Source organism: Microbacterium sp. ZW T5_45 (assembly GCF_044987415.1).
In the GTDB taxonomy this organism is placed as follows: Bacteria; Actinomycetota; Actinomycetes; order Actinomycetales; family Microbacteriaceae; genus Microbacterium.
Window position 1 is genome coordinate 109,294 of sequence record NZ_JBJDRJ010000004.1, and the last position, 16,234, is coordinate 125,527.

A 16,234-nucleotide genomic window follows, 5' to 3' on the forward strand; every position below is an offset into this window, starting at 1 on the left:
GCAAATCAGAGGCTCCTCTCGTTGACCTGGAATAGTTCATCCCGATTAATGCCCGGTTGGGGGTCGAGCCCGTAACTCGCGCACATGCCGCCAGGGTAGTCGCGACCTCGGACATCCGTATGACAGGCTGAGTGCGATCAAGTTAGAAACCGCTTTCAAAGGAGACTTGTCGTGAGTGCTGCAGTCCTCGTGCTCCCTGGGGGCGGCTACCGCTCGCATGCCCCTCATGAAGCTGAACCGATCGTCGAGTGGTTCCGAGGTCTCGGCCTGTCAGCGTCGGTGCTGCGCTACCCGTTGGGCAGGCATCCCGCGCCCACGCTCGCGGTGCACGAGCGGATCGCGGAGCTGCGATCTTCCGGCATCCGTCGTGTGCTCCTCGCGGGGTTCTCGGCGGGTGGACACGTGGCGGCGCTCGCGGCGCTCACCGCCACGAGGCCGGAGCGGAGCGTCGACGGGGTGATGCTGGGATATCCGGTCGTCTCTTTCGAGAACCGCCCGCACGAAGGCTCCGTGGCTGTTCTGCTCGGTTCTGCTCCGGACAAGGCTCAGCGCCGAGAAGTGTCGGCGGAGCGGCGTGTGCACGCCGGTGCGCCGCCGTTCTTCGCGTTCCATGCGCGCGACGATGAGACAGTGCCGCCGTCGCACTCGTTGGCGCTCGGGGATGCGCTCGCACGGGTAGGCGTCGATCACGAACTCCACATCTACGCCAGGGGCGGTCACGGCGGAGGCGTCGCGCACAACGGGGGAGCGTGGCTCCCTGCTGCCGCATCATGGCTCGGGCGACAGGGGTGGCTCGCCTGAGCCGATCTGGCTCTTGACAGGGCCATTCGAATGCGGGAGAGTTTAGAAACCGCTTTCAAGAAATCGTTTCCTGAGCGACGCTCTCGCCGCTCGAACCGCGCCGGTTCGACCTGCGCGACTCTACGAAGGAGTAGACACATGGCACAGCAGACCCGCCTCCGCATGGCAGGCCTCATCTCCGGGATGGTGATCGTCGGTGCAGGCCTGGCGGCATGCTCCGGCTCGCCAGCCCCCGATGCGGCATCCTCGGCCACCGGTGCGACCTGCGACGCAGAAGCCGAGGTGACGATCACCCTCGGCGAACGACCGACCTCCGACCAGGCGGCGACGCTCGAAGCGTGGCAGAACGCCATCGCCGACTTCGAGTCCCAGCATCCGAACATCACGATCGAGGACGAGGAGACCAAGTACGACGTCTCCACGTTCTCCGCGCTGCTCGTCGGCGGGACTCTGCCCACGACCCTGCAGGTGCCCTTCACGGACATCCAGTCCCTCATCTCCCGCGGTCAGGCGGCGGACATCACCTCCTACATCGAGGGCGACGACGTCTTCGGGGAGCTGAATCCCCAGGTCACCTCGGTCACTCAGGACGCGGACGGCCGCACATACGGGATCGTGCGGGCCGCCTACACGATGGGCCTCGTGTACAACAGGGCGCTCTTCGAAGCCGCCGGGCTCGATCCGGACGCGCCGCCGACCACCTGGGACGACACGCTCGAAGCTGCCGCGACGATCTCTGAAGAGACGGGGGAGACCGGCTTCATCATCCCGACCACCGGCAACGTCGGCGGGTGGCTGCTCACCTCGATGGCCTACTCGAACGGGGATCTGGTCGAGCAGACCGACGGCGACACCACGACTGTCACGCTCGACACCGAGGGGATGGCGGCCAGCCTCGAGTTCCTGCATGACGTGCGATGGGAAGCGGATGCCGCGGGCGCGAACTTCCTGCTCGACAACAACGGCTCCCGCGACGACATCGCGGCGGGCTACATCGGTCAGACCCTCAACGGAGCGAACCTCTACAACAGCCTGGTGATCGGCCGTGGCATGGACAAGGACGACTTCGGTCTCGCGCCGTTCCCCGTCGGCGCCGATCCGGTGGGCGTGCTCGGTGGCGGCAACATCCAGTGGTTCAACCCCTCAGCGTCCCCGGAGCAGGTCTGCGCGGCGCTGGAGTGGACGAAGTTCTACTTCCTCGATCGTTACGTCGATGAGGATGCCGCCGTCGCGTGGGCCGAGTCCCAGGTCGCCGATGACCTGCCGGTCGGCCTTCCGGAGGTCCCTGTGGTTTCCGCCGAACAGTACGACGACTATCTCGGGTGGATCGAGCCGTACATCAACGTCCCGCGGGAGAACTACACGGCCTACCTGGACAGCCTGGAGGACGCGGTGATCGTGCCCGAGCCCGCTCAGAAGGCGCAGGAGCTCTACGCCGCTCTGGACCCGGTCGTGCAGGCGGTGCTCACCCGGGAGGACGCCGACATCGACGAGCTGCTCGCCGCCGCCGAGGCGCAGGTCCAGGACCTCGTCGACGCGGAGTGAGCCGCGTGACGCAGAGAAGAGGAATCCCGACATGTCGACCACACTGACGACCGCGGAGCCGGAGACGCAGGAAGGTCCCGATGTGGATGCGCGGCCGATGCGGCGCCCACGGCGCTCGCCCTGGGCTGCTCTCGCGCTCTGGGCTCGACGGGGCGGGGCAGCGACGCTCGTGGTGTTCCTGCCGCTGCTGCTGACGTTCGGGTACTTCGCCTGGTGGCCGATCCTGAAGAGTCTCGTGCTCGCGTTCCAGCGCACCGACCTGTTCACTGAGCCGACCTGGGTCGGGCTGCGGAACTTCGAACGGGTCCTCGCAGATCCGTTGCTGTGGACGGCGGCCGGCAATACGGTGTGGTTCGCGGTGCTCGCCCTCGTCGTCGGCTTTCCGCTACCGATCCTCGGTGCGATGGCGATGGCCGAGCTGCGCCGGAGCCGGCAGATCGCCAGCGTGCTCGTGTACCTGCCTGTGATCATCCCGCCCGTCGTCAGCGTGCTGCTGTGGAAGCAGTTCTACGACCCATCGGGATCGGGTCTCTTCAACACCGTCCTCGGGTGGTTCGGTGCGGAGCCGGTCGGCTGGCTGCAGGATCCGGGCTTCGCGATGCCGGGGATCGTCATCCAGGCGACGTGGGCCACTGCCGGCACCGCGACGATCATCTACCTCGCGGCCATCATGTCGGTGCAGACCGAGCTGTACGACGCGGCCGAGGTCGACGGCGCATCGGTGCTGCGCCGTACCTGGCACGTCACGCTGCCGCAGCTGCGCGGGGTGATCCTGCTGATGCTGCTCCTGCAGATCATCGGCACGATGCAGGTCTTCACCGATCCGTTCGTGATGACGGGGGGCGGCCCCGAGAACCGCACTGTGACGCTGCTGATGCTCATCTACAACTACGCGTTCCTGTCGGGGGACTTCGGCAAGGCCACCGCGCTGAGTCTGCTGCTCGCGCTGGTCCTGAGCGTGGTGTCCGCGGTGTATCTGCGACTGACCAGGAGCTGGAGCGAATCATGACCTTCGTCACCACGACCGTGCGCACCCTGACCCGGAGAGCGCGTGAGGAAGCCGATCCCGAGGACCGCACGAACGTCTCGGATCTCGATCGGAAGCGTCCGGGCGTGCGCGTCGCGATGATCGTCATCGCGGTCGTCGTGATCGGCGCGCTCGCCGTCATGTCGGCAGGACCTCTGATCTGGCTGCTGAAGTCCGCCCTGTCGACGAGCCAGGACATCCTGCGCGATCCGTTCGGCTGGTGGCCGAGCGGCGTGCAGTGGCAGAACCTCGGCGACGCGTGGGAGCAGATCCGCATCGGCCAGTACCTGCTCAACACCGTGTGGATGGCCCTCGGATGCTGGTTCTTCGGGCTGCTCGTCGCCGTCACCGGAGGGTACGGCATCGCCATTCTGCGTCCGGCCTACGCCAGGGCGGTCAACGCGGCCGTGCTGGCGACGCTGTTCATCCCCGGGGTGGTGTCCCTCATCTCGCTGTACGTGACGGTGCTCGACGTGCCGCTCATCGGGGCGAACCTCATCAACACTTTCTGGGCGGTCTGGTTGCCGAGCGCCGCGAGCGCGTTCAACGTGCTGCTCGTCGCCCGCTTCTTCGAGAAGCTGCCGAAGGACGTGTTCGAGGCGGCGCGGATCGACGGCGCCGGGGTCTTCCGGGTGCTGTGGTCGATCGTGCTCCCGATGTCGCGCCCGGTCCTCGGAGTGGTGTCGCTGCTGACGATCGTGGCGAGCTGGAAGGACTTCCTCTGGCCCCTGCTGGTGCTGCCGTCGCCTGACCTGCAGCCTCTCTCCGTCGGGCTCTACCGCGTCAGCGACACCGCGCCCACCAGCCTGCTCATGGCCGGCATGTTCATCTCCGTGATCATTCCGGTTCTGCTGTTCATCCTCTTCCAGAAGCAGTTCCTCCGCAGCGCCGGCCAGGCCGGCGCGATCAAGGGCTGAGCGATGGAGCTCGGCCCGGAAAGCACGGTGATCATGCCCATCCGCCGTTTCCTCGCCTCGGCGATCGTCGGGGCTCTCGGTGCCGCGATCCTGGTCAGCACGCAGACCATCGCCCACGCGGACATCACGGAGTCCGACTCCTTCGAGGGATGGACGACCACCGTGTCCGGAGCCCCCGACTTCGTCATCGCCGCAGACGAGACGTACGCGCATGATGGGTCCGCGTCGGCACGCATCGACTACCGCACCGACTACGCGAATAGCTATGTCGATCTGCGTCAGTCGATCAGGGCGAACGGCGGTACCACCTACGACATGAGCGCGTGGGTGCGTACCGAAGACCTCTCCTCAGCCGACTCGGCATATGTCGTCTTGAGCGGTGACCACAGCCAGCGCGTCGAGTTCCCGCCGGGGACGGCCGAATGGACACGGTTGGAGTGGACCTACACGCAACCGGCAGGCAGCATGAGCTTCGTCATGCGTCTGCTGGTCCGTGGGGCCGGCACCGTGTGGATCGACGACGTGCGGATGGTCGCGCAGGGAACCGACGCCGACCTCGTGATCAACGGATCGTTCGAAGAGCACGATCCGCCACCGGGCACCCTCGCCTTCGCCGACACCGCACTCGTTCAGACGGCGGGCTCAGCGGGCGTGGCGGTGTCGACCCTGGCGTCGAGCGTGGACTGGGAGGTGCGCGCGAGCTCCGGGCAGCGGGTGGACTCGGGACAGGCGAGCGTTGTCGCGAACCGGGCCGACATCGATCTCTCCACTCTTCCGGTCGGGAACTACCGGGTTCTCCTGTCGATCGACGCCCCGGTCGCCGTCAGCCGATCCTCGTCTCTCGCGGTCGTCTCCGCAGACCCGGTCGCTCCGGAAGACAGCAGGGTGGGGGTGGCGGTGCACGTCAACCGTTACACCGTCGATCAGGTCGATGCCCTGATGGCGCCGCTGGGGGTGGGGACGCTGAGGGAGGGTCCGTCCTGGGACACCGTCGAGACGTCTCTCGGGGTCTACGAATTCCCCGCGCTGTTCGATGCCCAGATCGCCGCCGCTGTGGATCGCGGTGAGCGACCACTGGTGATCCTCGCCTACGGCAGCCGCTGGTATGACGGAGGCAAGACACCCAGCTCGCCCGAGGGCATCCAGGCGTTCGCGAACTATGCCGCGGCGACCGCCGCGCATTTCGGGGCGGACGTCGACTATGAGATCTACAACGAGTTCAACCACTCGTTCAACACCGGAGCCTGCGGCACGACGGCCGCCTGCTATGAGCAGCTGCTCGAGCCTGCCGCTGCCGCGATCCATGCCACGGCGCCCGGAGCTCGCGTGGTCGGGCCGGTCCTTGCGGGAGCGGACTGGGAGTTCTTCGAGGAGCTGTTCGCGCTCGGCGGACTGGAGCATCTCGACGCCGTGAGCTATCACACCTACGACTTCCCGATCGGACCGGAGGGACGGACCGAGGCAGGGGTCGCCCGATTGCGCGCGCTGATCGACGAATACGCCCCGGGGGCGCACACGCCGATCTGGCTCACGGAGCACGGATGGCCGACGACGACCGGTGGAACCACCGAGGGCGAGCAGGCGGCGTACTATCTGCGCTCCGCAGCGCTTCTCGAGGCGGCGGGGGTGGATCGTGTGGTCTTCTACGAACTGATCGACTCCGGGGCGAACCCTGCCGAGAACGAACACAACTTTGGCATGGTCAGTCGCGCGTCGGACGGAGGCGTGGCGCTCGGCCCGAAGCTCGGGTACTCCGCGCTGGCGTCGTACACCAGGCTCACCTCCGGTCTGACCCTCACGAGCCTGGACCGGGGGCAGGACGGACTCATCGTCGCGACCTTCTCGGGCGATTCCCCTGAGGACACCGTGCGGATGCTGTGGGCGTCGGACGGCACCACCGTGGCGCGCGTGGATGTCGGGTCCGCGGCGAAGCTCGTGGACATCGAGGGCCGGTCCTGGCGCGTACGCCCGAACGGCCCGCTCGAACTGCATCTGACCGGAGACCCGGTGTTCGTCGTCGGCGATTCCGGTGCGGTCGTGGTCACCGCCTCGCCTGCCGTCGATGTCGTCACGCCCGCGGAGGTCGCACTCGGCACCGCCCCCGACATCGCTGCGACCGTCGATCGCGCCGCTCTGGACGTCGTCGACGTACTCGGCATCGCAGGTCCGATCGGTCCGGCCGAGCCGCTGGTCACGGAGGCGGGATCCTCGAGCGGCACACTCGCACTCGCGCCGCTCCGCGACGTCGGCGATGTGCCGCTGTCGTACACGATCCGCGAGGGGGACGGTGTGGTCGCTTATGTCGACGCGACGACGAGCGTCGTCAAGAGCCCGATCCTCTCGCTCCGACCGATCGTCGACGACGACGGTGAACTCGTGCAGGCGATCTCGGCACGCGCGCTTCCCGGAGCATCCGCTGCGACTCTCACCGGACTCACGTGGCGCATAGGCGCACAACAGGGGTCTCTCGACGACGCGATCGTCCCGTCGGGCGAGTCGCGGTCGCTGATGGTCGGCGACGCGGGGATGACGCCCTGGCAGCAGACCGACTACTCGCTGTCCGTCGACGTCGACGGCGAGCCGCGCGTGCTCTCCGGGACCACGGTGTCCGCTCCGGTCGCGCCGAACCCCGAGTCGGCGGATCCGGTGAGCATGACCGAGCACGGTCGGTACGTCGCCCTTGCGGGTGCTCAGCCGGAATCGAGTGACCTCGATGCGGTCTTCGCGCTCAGCTGGTCGGATGAGGGACTGCGCATCCACGCGGAGGTCGAGGATGAGGAACACGTACCCTCCGACACGGTCGAGCGCCTCTGGAGCGGCGACTCCGTGCAGTTCGCCGTCGCGGCAGGACTGCCGGGAGAGTCGCCGCGGTCCAGGGTCGAGTTCGGGGCGCGCCTCGGCGCCCAGGGCGCGGCGGACGTGCATCGCTACACCGCGCCGGTCGGCCCTGACGCGGGAGTGACGGCCGACATCGGACGCGAGAGCACCACGACCACGTACGACATCCTCGCCTCGTGGGATGCATTGGGTATCGACCCCACCGCCGGCGCGTTCTCGTTCTCCCTGCTCGTGAACGACAACGACGGAGGAGTACGTCAGGGGTTCCTGGAGTGGGGTTCGGGCATCGGACCGTCCAAGGATGCGGCGCTCTTCCTTCCTGTGGTGCTGATGCCGGAGCCGGCATCGCTCACGATGATCAGCGTCGACGGTGACGACCTCGGAGACTTCGACCCGGCGAGCACTTCGTACCGTGCGGCCGCGCTCGCCGGGGGTCCGACGCCGGTCATCAGCGCGGTCGCCTCCGACGGAGTCCGGGTCGACGTGGTGCAGGCTCCCGGTGCCCCCGGAACCGCCGTGGTCACGGCATCGGCGCCGGGACGAGCATCCACCGTCTACCGGATCGATCTCGACCGCATCGTCGGCGACGACGCCGAGGTGACGGCATCGGCGGTCGCCATATGCGTCGACGGCATCGCCGCGTGGGATGTCACCGTCTCGAACACGGGCGAGTACGCGTCGGACGTCCGAGCCACCACGGCCCAGGCCGACGCCCGCCGGGCTGCGCTTCCCGCCGGCGGCTCGACGGTGCTGCACCTCCCGGCCGCGGCGGTCACCGCGGAGGCCGGCACCGCGCGGATCGCAGCCTACGTCCCCTTCGCGCACCCCGACCGCCCCGCCTCCTATCTCGAGTTCCGCGTGCCCCTTCCCGCGGTCGACTGCGCCCCCTGACCCTCAGAAAGAAGGAGCATCACGATGCCTCATCCCACCCGCTACGCCCTCGTGGGGGTCGGTGCCCGAGCACAGGTCTACCTCGACGCCCTCACCCGGCGGGCTGGCAGCATCGCGCTCGTCGCATGGGCCGATACCAACGACGGACGTCTGGACTGGAATCGCGATCGATGGTTCCCCGAGGGCGATGAGCCTGCCCGGTTCGCGCCGTCCGAACTTCGTGAAGCCGTGAGTCGATACGACGTGGATCGCGTGATCGTGGTCGCTCCGGATTTCGCTCACGCAGACCTCGTCACCACGGCGCTGGACGGCGGAGCCGACGTGGTCGTCGAGAAGCCGCTCACGATCGACGAGAGCGGCGTGCGCAGGATCGCGGATGCCGTCGCCCGGACGGGGCGCGAGGTCACCGTGACGTTCAACTACCGGTACTCGCCCCGAAACGCGGAGCTGCGCCGGATCATCGCGGACGGTGAGATCGGCGACGTCACGTCGGTGAGCTTCGAGTGGATGCTCGACACCTCGCACGGCGCCGACTACTTCCGGCGCTGGCATCGCCGGAAGGAGAACTCGGGTGGTCTGCTCGTGCACAAGTCCTCTCATCATTTCGACCTCGTCGGATGGTGGCTGCAGGATGTCGCGCACCGGGTCTACGCGAGCGGAGGGCTCCGCTTCTACGGCGCTGACAACGCCCGTCGCCGCGGAATCGCGTCGTCTGCAGTCCGCGGCTCCGTCGACGCCTCGGCGGGAGACCCCTTCGCGCTCGACCTGCGCGACCACGAGGTCCTCCGCGGGCTGTACCTCGAGCAGGAGCACCACGACGGGTATCTGCGGGATCGGAGCGTGTTTGACGAGGACATCACGATCGAGGACAACATCGCGGTGATCGTGGACTACGCCCGAGGCGCGACCCTCGACTACAGCCTCAACGCCCATTCGCCGTGGGAGGGGTACCGGGTGGCGGTCAACGGCACGAGAGGCCGTGCCGAGCTCACGGTGGTCGAGCGCGGCGCGCTCCTCGTCGACGCTGCGGGGCGGATCCGGGTCGTCGACCCGAGCGCCGCGGAGGATGCCGTGACGGCGGAGACCGGGAGACCGGTGGGTGAGCACCTCGTCGTGCAGCGCCATTTCGAGAGCGCGCGGGAGATCAGCATCCCGCGCGCACGTGGCGGCCACGGCGGTGCGGACGACGCGCTCATGGCCGATGTCTTCGACGCGCCGCGCGCCGATCCGCTGGGACGCGCGGCGACCTGGCACGACGGCGTTCGCGCGCTCGCCGTCGGCGTCGCGGGGAACCTCTCCCTCGCCGAGGGCTTGCCGGTGCGGGTGGACTCCCTCGCCTTCGGCCCGGCCGTGGATGCGGTCGTGCCCGCCCTCGACACGGCGCTCGTGGGCGCCGCCGCCCCGCACGAATAGACTCGCGTGATGCCCACTCGACCCACCGTCAGGCTCAGCGACGTCGCCTCCGTCGCCGGGGTCTCCTTGGCGACGGCGTCCAAGGCGCTGAACGGCAGTCCGCTGGTCTCCGCAGCGACGAGAGAGCGCGTGCGCGAAGTGGCCGAACGCCTCGACTTCCGTCCGAACGCGCTCGCGAAGTCGTTCGCGTCCGGGCGGAGTCAGGTCGTGGGCGTGCTCACCCACCGCGCGAGCAGCAGCTTCGCGCGCATCGTCGTGATGGGCGCGATCCTGGAACTCGGCGACCGGGAGCGGGCCGCTCTCGTCTTCGACGGTCGGGTCCAGGTGCAGCAGGAGATGACCGAGAGCATCCATAAGCTGCGGGCACGGCGCATCGACGGACTGCTCGTCGTCGGCTCGAGCAACCGCACCCCTACGCCGTCGATCTCACATCATTTCGACGTTCCCGTCACCTACGCGTACACCTCGTCGGACGATCCCCAGGACACCGTGTTCCTCCCCGACGACGAAGAGGCAGGGTACCTCGCGACCCGGCATCTCCTCGATCGCGGACGCACGCGCATCGTGCACATCACCGCGGATCGGCAGAGTGTGCCGACGCGGCGGCGCGAGGCGGGGATGCTCCGCGCGCTCGACGAGGCAGGACTGTCGCCCGTGAGCACACTGCACGGCACATGGCGCAGAGAGTGGGGCGTGGACGCCGCCGACATCATCCTGGAGCGGGCGGACGAAGTGGATGCCGTGTTCTGCGGCAACGACCACATCGGCTTCGGCGTGCTCGACACCCTGGCGGCGCACGGCATCCGCGTCCCCGATGACATCGCGGTGATCGGCATCGACAACTGGGAGGAGGTCATCGTCGATCAGGAGCCGCGCCGGCTGACGACCATCGATCTCGATCTCACCGGGCTCGGCCGTCAGGCCGCCGCCGTCGTCTCCGGTGAGACCGCCGCGGAGGGGGAGACCCTCATCGCCCCCGCGCTCGTGCAGGGGCCGTCGACCTGACCCGTTCGGGTATCGTCGACAGGTGACCCGCCCCCGTTCCCTGCCCGCGCCCGTGGCGATCGGGGGAGCGGTGGCCATCGGCGTGATGACCGCGATCCAGGCGCGGATCAACGGCGTGCTCGGCGTCGAGATCGGCGACGGGATCGTGGCCGGGTTGATCGCGTTCTCGGTCGGCCTCGTCGCGTTGCTGCTCGTCGTCGGCTGCCTGCCATCGGCGCGAAGCGGGATCGTCAGACTCTGGACGGGCGTTCGGAGCGGAGGGATCCCGCCGTGGATGCTGCTCGGCGGCGCCTGCGGTGCGCTGACGGTGTCGTCGCAGGGTCTGACCGCAGGGATCCTCGGCGTCTCGCTCTTCACCGTCGGACTCGTGGCCGGGCAGAGCCTCCATGGCCTCGTGCTCGATCGGATCGGTTTCGGCCCCGCGGGCGTGGTCGACGTGACCCCGGGGCGGGTCACGGGCGGCGCCCTCGCGCTCGTCGCTGTGGGTGTCTCGCTCGGGGGTGACGTGCTCGTCCATACCCCGCTGTGGATGCTGGTGCTGCCCTTCGCGGCCGGGGTGGGCATCGCCTGGCAGTCGGCGACCAACGGACGTCTCGCGCAGCGCGTCGCGTCGCCGTTGAGCGCGACCGTGACGAGCTTCTTCGTCGGCACGCTCGTGCTCGCCGTCGCCGCGACGATCAGCGTAGTTTCGCGGGGCGTGGTCATGGCGCTTCCCGACGAGCCGTGGCTCTACCTCGGCGGCCTGCTCGGTGCCGCCTACATCCTGCTGGGCACGCTCGTCGTCGCGCACACCGGCGTCCTGCTGATGGGTCTGGGCTCCGTGCTGGGCCAGCTCACGACGTCCGTGGTCATCGACCTGCTGTGGCCGACGGACTCCGGCCCGGCGCTCTGGCAGATCGTCGTCATGGTGGCGATCGCCGTGCTCTCGGTCGTCGTCGCGCTGCCGCGCCGACGCCGACGCTAGTCCCTCTTCTTCGCCTTCTTCTTCGGCATCCGCGTGACGAGCTTGCGTGCGTCCACCGGCTTGCGCCGCCCCGGCCCTCTGCCGGCCGGCTTGCCGCCGACGTACAGCCACCCCAGCAGCTCCTCGTCCTTCGACAGGCCGTGGGCCTTCGCGACCGCCTTGGCGCGGGTGTAACTGCCGGTACGCCAGAACACGCCCCAGCCCGCCTCGTCGAGCAGCAGGCTCAGCGAGTGCGCGACCCCGGAGGCGACGGCCTCCTGCTCCCACCTCGGCACCTTGCTCTTGCGATAGCTCACGACAACGGCGATGAGCAGGGGAGCGCGCAGGGGTTTGCTCGATGGCGACTTGTCGCCCTCGGCCTTGGCGATCGCCGCGGCCAGGACCTCCCGGTCGGCGCCACGGAGCTCGATCAGGCGCCACGGACGCAGCGACGAGTGGTCGGCGACCCGGCCGGCGGCGGCAACGTAGTGCAGCAGCTCCTCGCGCGTCGGCGCGAGTTCTGTGACCTTGGAGAGCGACTGGCGCGAGCGCATCGCCTCCAGTGCGGTCACGACGCGTCCGGCGTGAAGGTGAGGGCGACGGAGTTCATGCAGTAGCGGTCGCCGGTCGGCGTGCCGAATCCATCGGGGAAGACGTGGCCCAGGTGCGAGCCGCAGTTCGCGCAGCGCACCTCGGTGCGCACCATTCCCAGGGTCGTGTCCTCGATGAGCTCGACGGCCTCCGGTCGGATCGACTCGTAGAAGCTCGGCCAGCCGCAGCCGGAGTCGAACTTCGTGCCGCTCTGGAACAGCTCGGCACCGCACGCTCCACACGTATAGAGGCCGGCGCGCTTCTCATCCAGGAGCTCGCCGGTCCACGCACGCTCGGTCGCCGCCTGGCGGAGCACGGCGTACTCATCGGCGCCCAGTTCGTCGCGCCACTCTTCTTCGGTCTTGTCCACGCTGTAGGCCATGCCTCCATTCTCGCCCCTCCGCAGGGGGTGCGGCGCTCCGGGGGCGCCCCGTTCTGCAGGGGTGCGTCGTCTCCCGCGCCAGAATGGATGGATGACGGATGAGGTACGGCATCGCTACGCACGGTTCGCTGCGGAAGAGGCGCCGGGACGCAGCGAGCTCTACGCCGAGTGGGCGCGCGGGGTCCGCGATGACGTCGAGGTGCAGGCTGTGCTCGCGCGCATCCCGGAGAACCGCCGACAGCCTCCGCTCGTCTTCGCCGTGACGCGGATGCTGGGCGCACAGCTGACCGCTTTCGACGATTGGCGCGCCTTCGTGCTCGCGCACGCCGACGAGATCGTCGCCGAGTGCTCGGCCCGGCGGCTGCAGACCAACGAGCCGCTCCGACTGTCGCCGCTGCTGCCGGTGCTGAGCGAGATCGACGGCCCGATCGCGCTGCTCGAGGTCGGCGCCTCCGCCGGACTCTGCCTGTATCCGGATCGCTACTCGTATCGGCTCCGCGGTGCGGACGGGGAGCTTCGGGCGTCGCTGGACCCTGCGGACGGGCCGTCGACCGTCGTGCTGGAGAGCACGGTCGCAGGGACGATGCCGGCGCTGAAGCTGCCTGACATCGTCTGGCGCGCCGGCATCGACCTCGCCCCGCTGGATGCGCGGGTCGAACGCGATCGACGCTGGTTGCAGGGACTGATCTGGCCGGGTGAGGAGGGGCGCGAGCAGCGCGTCGTCGCGGCGCTGGACATCGCGGCATCCGATCCGCCCATCCTCCGGGCGGGCGATGCCCTGGATCGGCTCGACGCGCTCGTCGCCGACGCGCCGGCGGATGCGACGCTCGTCATCACGACGCCGGGGGTCCTCGTGCACATCCCGCGAGAGGCGCGAGAGGCGCTCGTGCGCCGGATCCGCGAGCTCGATGCCCGGTGGATCACGATCGATCCTCCGGCGCTCCTCGACATCTGGGTCCCGCCCGTCGACCCTGGGTCCTGGCCAGGTTTCGTCGTGGCACTCGACGGATGCGTCCGAGCCGCTGCCGACCCGCTCGGGCGCACCTGGGAGTGGCGTGCCGGCGTCGAGCCGCAGGCGACCTAATCTGAAGCCATGCACGGTGAGATGGGCGAACGCGAGCGGGCGATCCTCGCGCTGGAGACCCTGTGGCCGCGGCACAGCGGCGCCAAAGAGGAGGCGATCCGCGCCCAACTGGGCATGAGCGCGGCTCGGTACTACCAGCTCCTCGGCCGCATCATCGACTCCGAGAGCGCCCTCGAGTACGACCCCATGCTGATCGGACGCCTGCGTCGCCTCCGCGACTCGCGAGCGGCGAGGCGCAGCGCACGGGCCCCCGGTTTCGTCGCGTGATCGGTGCATGTCCCATCGGACGGTGGGGCGGAGGCGGGCGCACAGGACCGTGCCGCTAGCATCGAGGGGTGCCCAAGCCCACCCGTGATCGATTCGACGACGTCCCCCGTTCCTCCGGGCGGATCGGAGCGCACCGCGCCGAAGCCCCGGGGATGAACGGCTGGCTCGTCCTGCTGTGGTCGTTCGTCGCCGCGCTGGTGCTCATCATCGTCGGCGTCTTCGGCTCCCTCGTGATCATGGGTCGTGTCTCGCTCTTCCCGGAGGCCGTGCCGTCGTCGACCCCGACGCCCACCGAGACCGGCGTTGTGGACACCTCGTACTCGGTGCTGATCCTGAACGCCTCACCGGACGAGGGCCTCGACGAGCAGATGCGGGATCTGCTGGTCAACAGCGGCTGGGCGGCGGACGTCGTGTTCGCGAGCGACAGTGCGAGCCAGGACTTCGCCACGACGACCGTGTACTACATCGATGCCGAGGACGAGCTGGCGGCGATCGGGCTCGCGAACCTCATCGGCGGTGCCGAGGTGGCGCAGAGCGACTACTACGCGGATCAGAACAGCACGGACCAGAAGCAGCTCACCGTCGTCATCGGCGTCGACCGTGCGACCACGACGGAGGATTCGGGCGAGGAGAGCCCCGCGTCCTGACCGTGTGACGCGCCCCTCCGCGCGGCTTGCACTCGAGGGTGCCGAGTGCCAGAATGGCGTTAGCACTCGCTCACTGTGAGTGCTAAACCCAACGTCTACGTCCAGGAGGGACGACAAAACTCATGGCAAAGATCATCGCTTTCGATGAGGAGGCCCGCCGCGGCCTCGAGCGCGGCCTCAACATCCTCGCCGACGCCGTCAAGGTGACCCTCGGCCCGCGTGGTCGCAACGTCGTGCTCGAGAAGAAGTGGGGCGCCCCCACGATCACGAACGACGGTGTCTCCATCGCCAAGGAGATCGAGCTGGACGACCCGTACGAGAAGATCGGCGCGGAGCTCGTCAAGGAGGTCGCCAAGAAGACCGACGACGTCGCCGGTGACGGAACCACCACCGCCACGGTCCTCGCCCAGGCCCTGGTCCGCGAGGGTCTGCGCAACGTCGCAGCCGGCGCCGACCCCATCTCCCTCAAGCGCGGCATCGAGAAGGCCGTCGCGGCGATCACCGAGGAGCTGCTCGCCAGCGCCAAGGAGATCGAGTCGAAGGAAGAGATCGCGGCCACCGCATCCATCTCCGCCGCGGACCCCGCGATCGGCGAGCTCATCGCCGAGGCGATCGACAAGGTCGGCAAGGAGGGTGTCGTCACCGTCGAGGAGTCGCAGACCTTCGGCACCGAGCTCGAGCTCACCGAGGGCATGCGCTTCGACAAGGGCTACCTGAACCCCTACTTCGTCACGGACCCGGAGCGCCAGGAGGCTGTCTTCGAGGACCCGTACATCCTCATCGCCAACCAGAAGATCGGCAACATCAAGGACCTGCTGCCGGTCGTCGACAAGGTGATCCAGGACGGCAAGGAGCTCGTCATCATCGCCGAGGACGTCGAGGGCGAGGCTCTCGCGACTCTCGTGCTCAACAAGATCCGCGGCATCTTCAAGTCGGTCGCCGTCAAGGCTCCCGGCTTCGGCGACCGTCGTAAGGCCCAGCTGCAGGACATCGCGATCCTCACGGGCGGCCAGGTGATCACCGAAGAGGTGGGCCTCAAGCTCGAGAACACCACGCTCGACCTCCTCGGCCGTGCGCGCAAGGTCATCGTCACCAAGGACGAGACCACGATCGTCGAGGGCGCTGGCGAGGCCGAGCAGATCGAGGGTCGCGTCACACAGATCCGTCGTGAGATCGACAACACCGACAGCGACTACGACCGCGAGAAGCTTCAGGAGCGCCTCGCGAAGCTCGCCGGCGGCGTCGCCGTCATCAAGGCGGGCGCGGCCACCGAGGTCGAGCTCAAGGAGCGCAAGCACCGCATCGAGGACGCCGTCCGCAACGCGAAGGCTGCCGTCGAGGAGGGCATCGTCCCCGGTGGTGGCGTCGCGCTGATCCAGTCGGGCACCAAGGCTCTGAACGGCCTGTCCCTGACGGGTGACGAGGCGACCGGCGCGAACATCGTCCGCGTCGCGATCGAGGCTCCCCTCAAGCAGATCGCGCTGAACGCCGGTCTCGAGCCCGGCGTCGTCGCGAACAAGGTCGCCGAGCTGCCCGCCGGCCAGGGTCTGAACGCTGCCACCGGTGAGTACGTCGACCTGCTCAAGGACGGTATCATCGACCCGGCCAAGGTCACCCGTTCCGCTCTGCAGAACGCGGCTTCGATCGCCGCGCTGTTCCTCACCACCGAGGTCGTCGTCGCCGACAAGCCCGAGAAGGTCGCGGCTCCGGCCGGCGACCCGACGGGTGGCATGGACTTCTGATCCACCCACGACGGGCTCCGTCCCGTCGACAGGATCAGAGAATCCACTCGGTTCGCTGAACGACAGAAACGCCCTGACTCCGGTCGGGGCGTTTCTGCGTGTCCGGGCGGGTTTCTGATGCGGAGCGCTGCGTCGGACGTG

Annotated in this window: 14 protein-coding genes; 12 read left to right on the forward strand and 2 right to left on the reverse strand. The window is 68.6% G+C overall.

All coding sequences use genetic code 11. The annotated features are described in order from the left end of the window. The first annotated feature begins 171 nt into the window (after nt 1-171). The 8 genes from ACI3KS_RS03140 to ACI3KS_RS03175 all read left to right on the forward strand — a co-directional run bounded on the left by ACI3KS_RS03140 (nt 172) and on the right by ACI3KS_RS03175 (nt 11,401). Nucleotides 172-801 (forward strand): alpha/beta hydrolase, encoded by a 630-nt coding sequence (locus ACI3KS_RS03140; RefSeq protein ID WP_404915116.1) that lies wholly within the window; start codon nt 172-174, stop codon nt 799-801. Between the two features lie 138 nt (nt 802-939). Continuing rightward, the gene (locus ACI3KS_RS03145; RefSeq protein WP_404915118.1) at nt 940-2,346 is read left to right on the forward strand and encodes an ABC transporter substrate-binding protein; all 1,407 of its coding nucleotides are present in this window, start codon (nt 940-942) and stop codon (nt 2,344-2,346) included. A 31-nt stretch (nt 2,347-2,377) separates the two neighbouring features. After that, the gene (locus ACI3KS_RS03150; RefSeq protein WP_404915120.1) at nt 2,378-3,355 is read left to right on the forward strand and encodes a carbohydrate ABC transporter permease; all 978 of its coding nucleotides are present in this window, start codon (nt 2,378-2,380) and stop codon (nt 3,353-3,355) included. Further along, nucleotides 3,352-4,290: a carbohydrate ABC transporter permease gene (locus ACI3KS_RS03155; RefSeq protein ID WP_404915122.1), complete on the forward strand. Its 939-nt coding sequence runs from the start codon at nt 3,352-3,354 to the stop codon at nt 4,288-4,290. Before ACI3KS_RS03150 ends, ACI3KS_RS03155 begins: the two co-directional genes overlap by 4 nt. Nucleotides 4,291-4,323: 33 nt before the next feature. After that, a complete protein-coding gene (locus tag ACI3KS_RS03160) occupies nt 4,324-8,019 on the forward strand; it encodes a sugar-binding protein (protein WP_404915124.1) in 3,696 nt (1,231 codons plus the stop codon). A 24-nt stretch (nt 8,020-8,043) separates the two neighbouring features. After that, nucleotides 8,044-9,432, forward strand: coding sequence for a Gfo/Idh/MocA family protein (locus ACI3KS_RS03165; RefSeq protein ID WP_404915126.1), 1,389 nt, complete (start codon nt 8,044-8,046; stop codon nt 9,430-9,432). Between the two features lie 9 nt (nt 9,433-9,441). Continuing rightward, nucleotides 9,442-10,437: a LacI family DNA-binding transcriptional regulator gene (locus ACI3KS_RS03170; protein WP_404915128.1), complete on the forward strand. Its 996-nt coding sequence runs from the start codon at nt 9,442-9,444 to the stop codon at nt 10,435-10,437. Nucleotides 10,438-10,489: 52 nt separating this feature from the next. Next, nucleotides 10,490-11,401: a DMT family transporter gene (locus ACI3KS_RS03175; RefSeq protein WP_404915210.1), complete on the forward strand. Its 912-nt coding sequence runs from the start codon at nt 10,490-10,492 to the stop codon at nt 11,399-11,401. Here ACI3KS_RS03175 and ACI3KS_RS03180 read toward each other — a convergent pair. Next, nucleotides 11,398-11,934 (reverse strand): nitroreductase family protein, encoded by a 537-nt coding sequence (locus tag ACI3KS_RS03180; protein ID WP_404915212.1) that lies wholly within the window; start codon nt 11,932-11,934, stop codon nt 11,398-11,400. The two genes, ACI3KS_RS03175 and ACI3KS_RS03180, sit on opposite strands and share 4 nt — an antisense overlap. A 14-nt stretch (nt 11,935-11,948) precedes the next feature. Next, nucleotides 11,949-12,353 (reverse strand): peptide-methionine (R)-S-oxide reductase MsrB, encoded by a 405-nt coding sequence (gene msrB / locus ACI3KS_RS03185; RefSeq protein WP_404915130.1) that lies wholly within the window; start codon nt 12,351-12,353, stop codon nt 11,949-11,951. 91 nt (nt 12,354-12,444) lie between these two features. Here msrB and ACI3KS_RS03190 point away from each other — a divergent pair, with 91 nt between their 5' ends. From ACI3KS_RS03190 to groL, 4 genes are all read left to right on the forward strand, one after another. Continuing rightward, nucleotides 12,445-13,437: a DUF2332 family protein gene (locus ACI3KS_RS03190; RefSeq protein WP_404915132.1), complete on the forward strand. Its 993-nt coding sequence runs from the start codon at nt 12,445-12,447 to the stop codon at nt 13,435-13,437. Between the two features lie 9 nt (nt 13,438-13,446). Next, nucleotides 13,447-13,704 (forward strand): DUF3263 domain-containing protein, encoded by a 258-nt coding sequence (locus ACI3KS_RS03195; protein WP_404915134.1) that lies wholly within the window; start codon nt 13,447-13,449, stop codon nt 13,702-13,704. 68 nt (nt 13,705-13,772) lie between these two features. Continuing rightward, nucleotides 13,773-14,351 (forward strand): LytR C-terminal domain-containing protein, encoded by a 579-nt coding sequence (locus ACI3KS_RS03200; RefSeq protein WP_404915136.1) that lies wholly within the window; start codon nt 13,773-13,775, stop codon nt 14,349-14,351. Nucleotides 14,352-14,473: 122 nt separating this feature from the next. Then, a complete protein-coding gene (groL, locus tag ACI3KS_RS03205; RefSeq protein ID WP_404915138.1) occupies nt 14,474-16,093 on the forward strand; it encodes a chaperonin GroEL in 1,620 nt (539 codons plus the stop codon). The last annotated feature ends 141 nt before the right edge of the window (nt 16,094-16,234 follow it).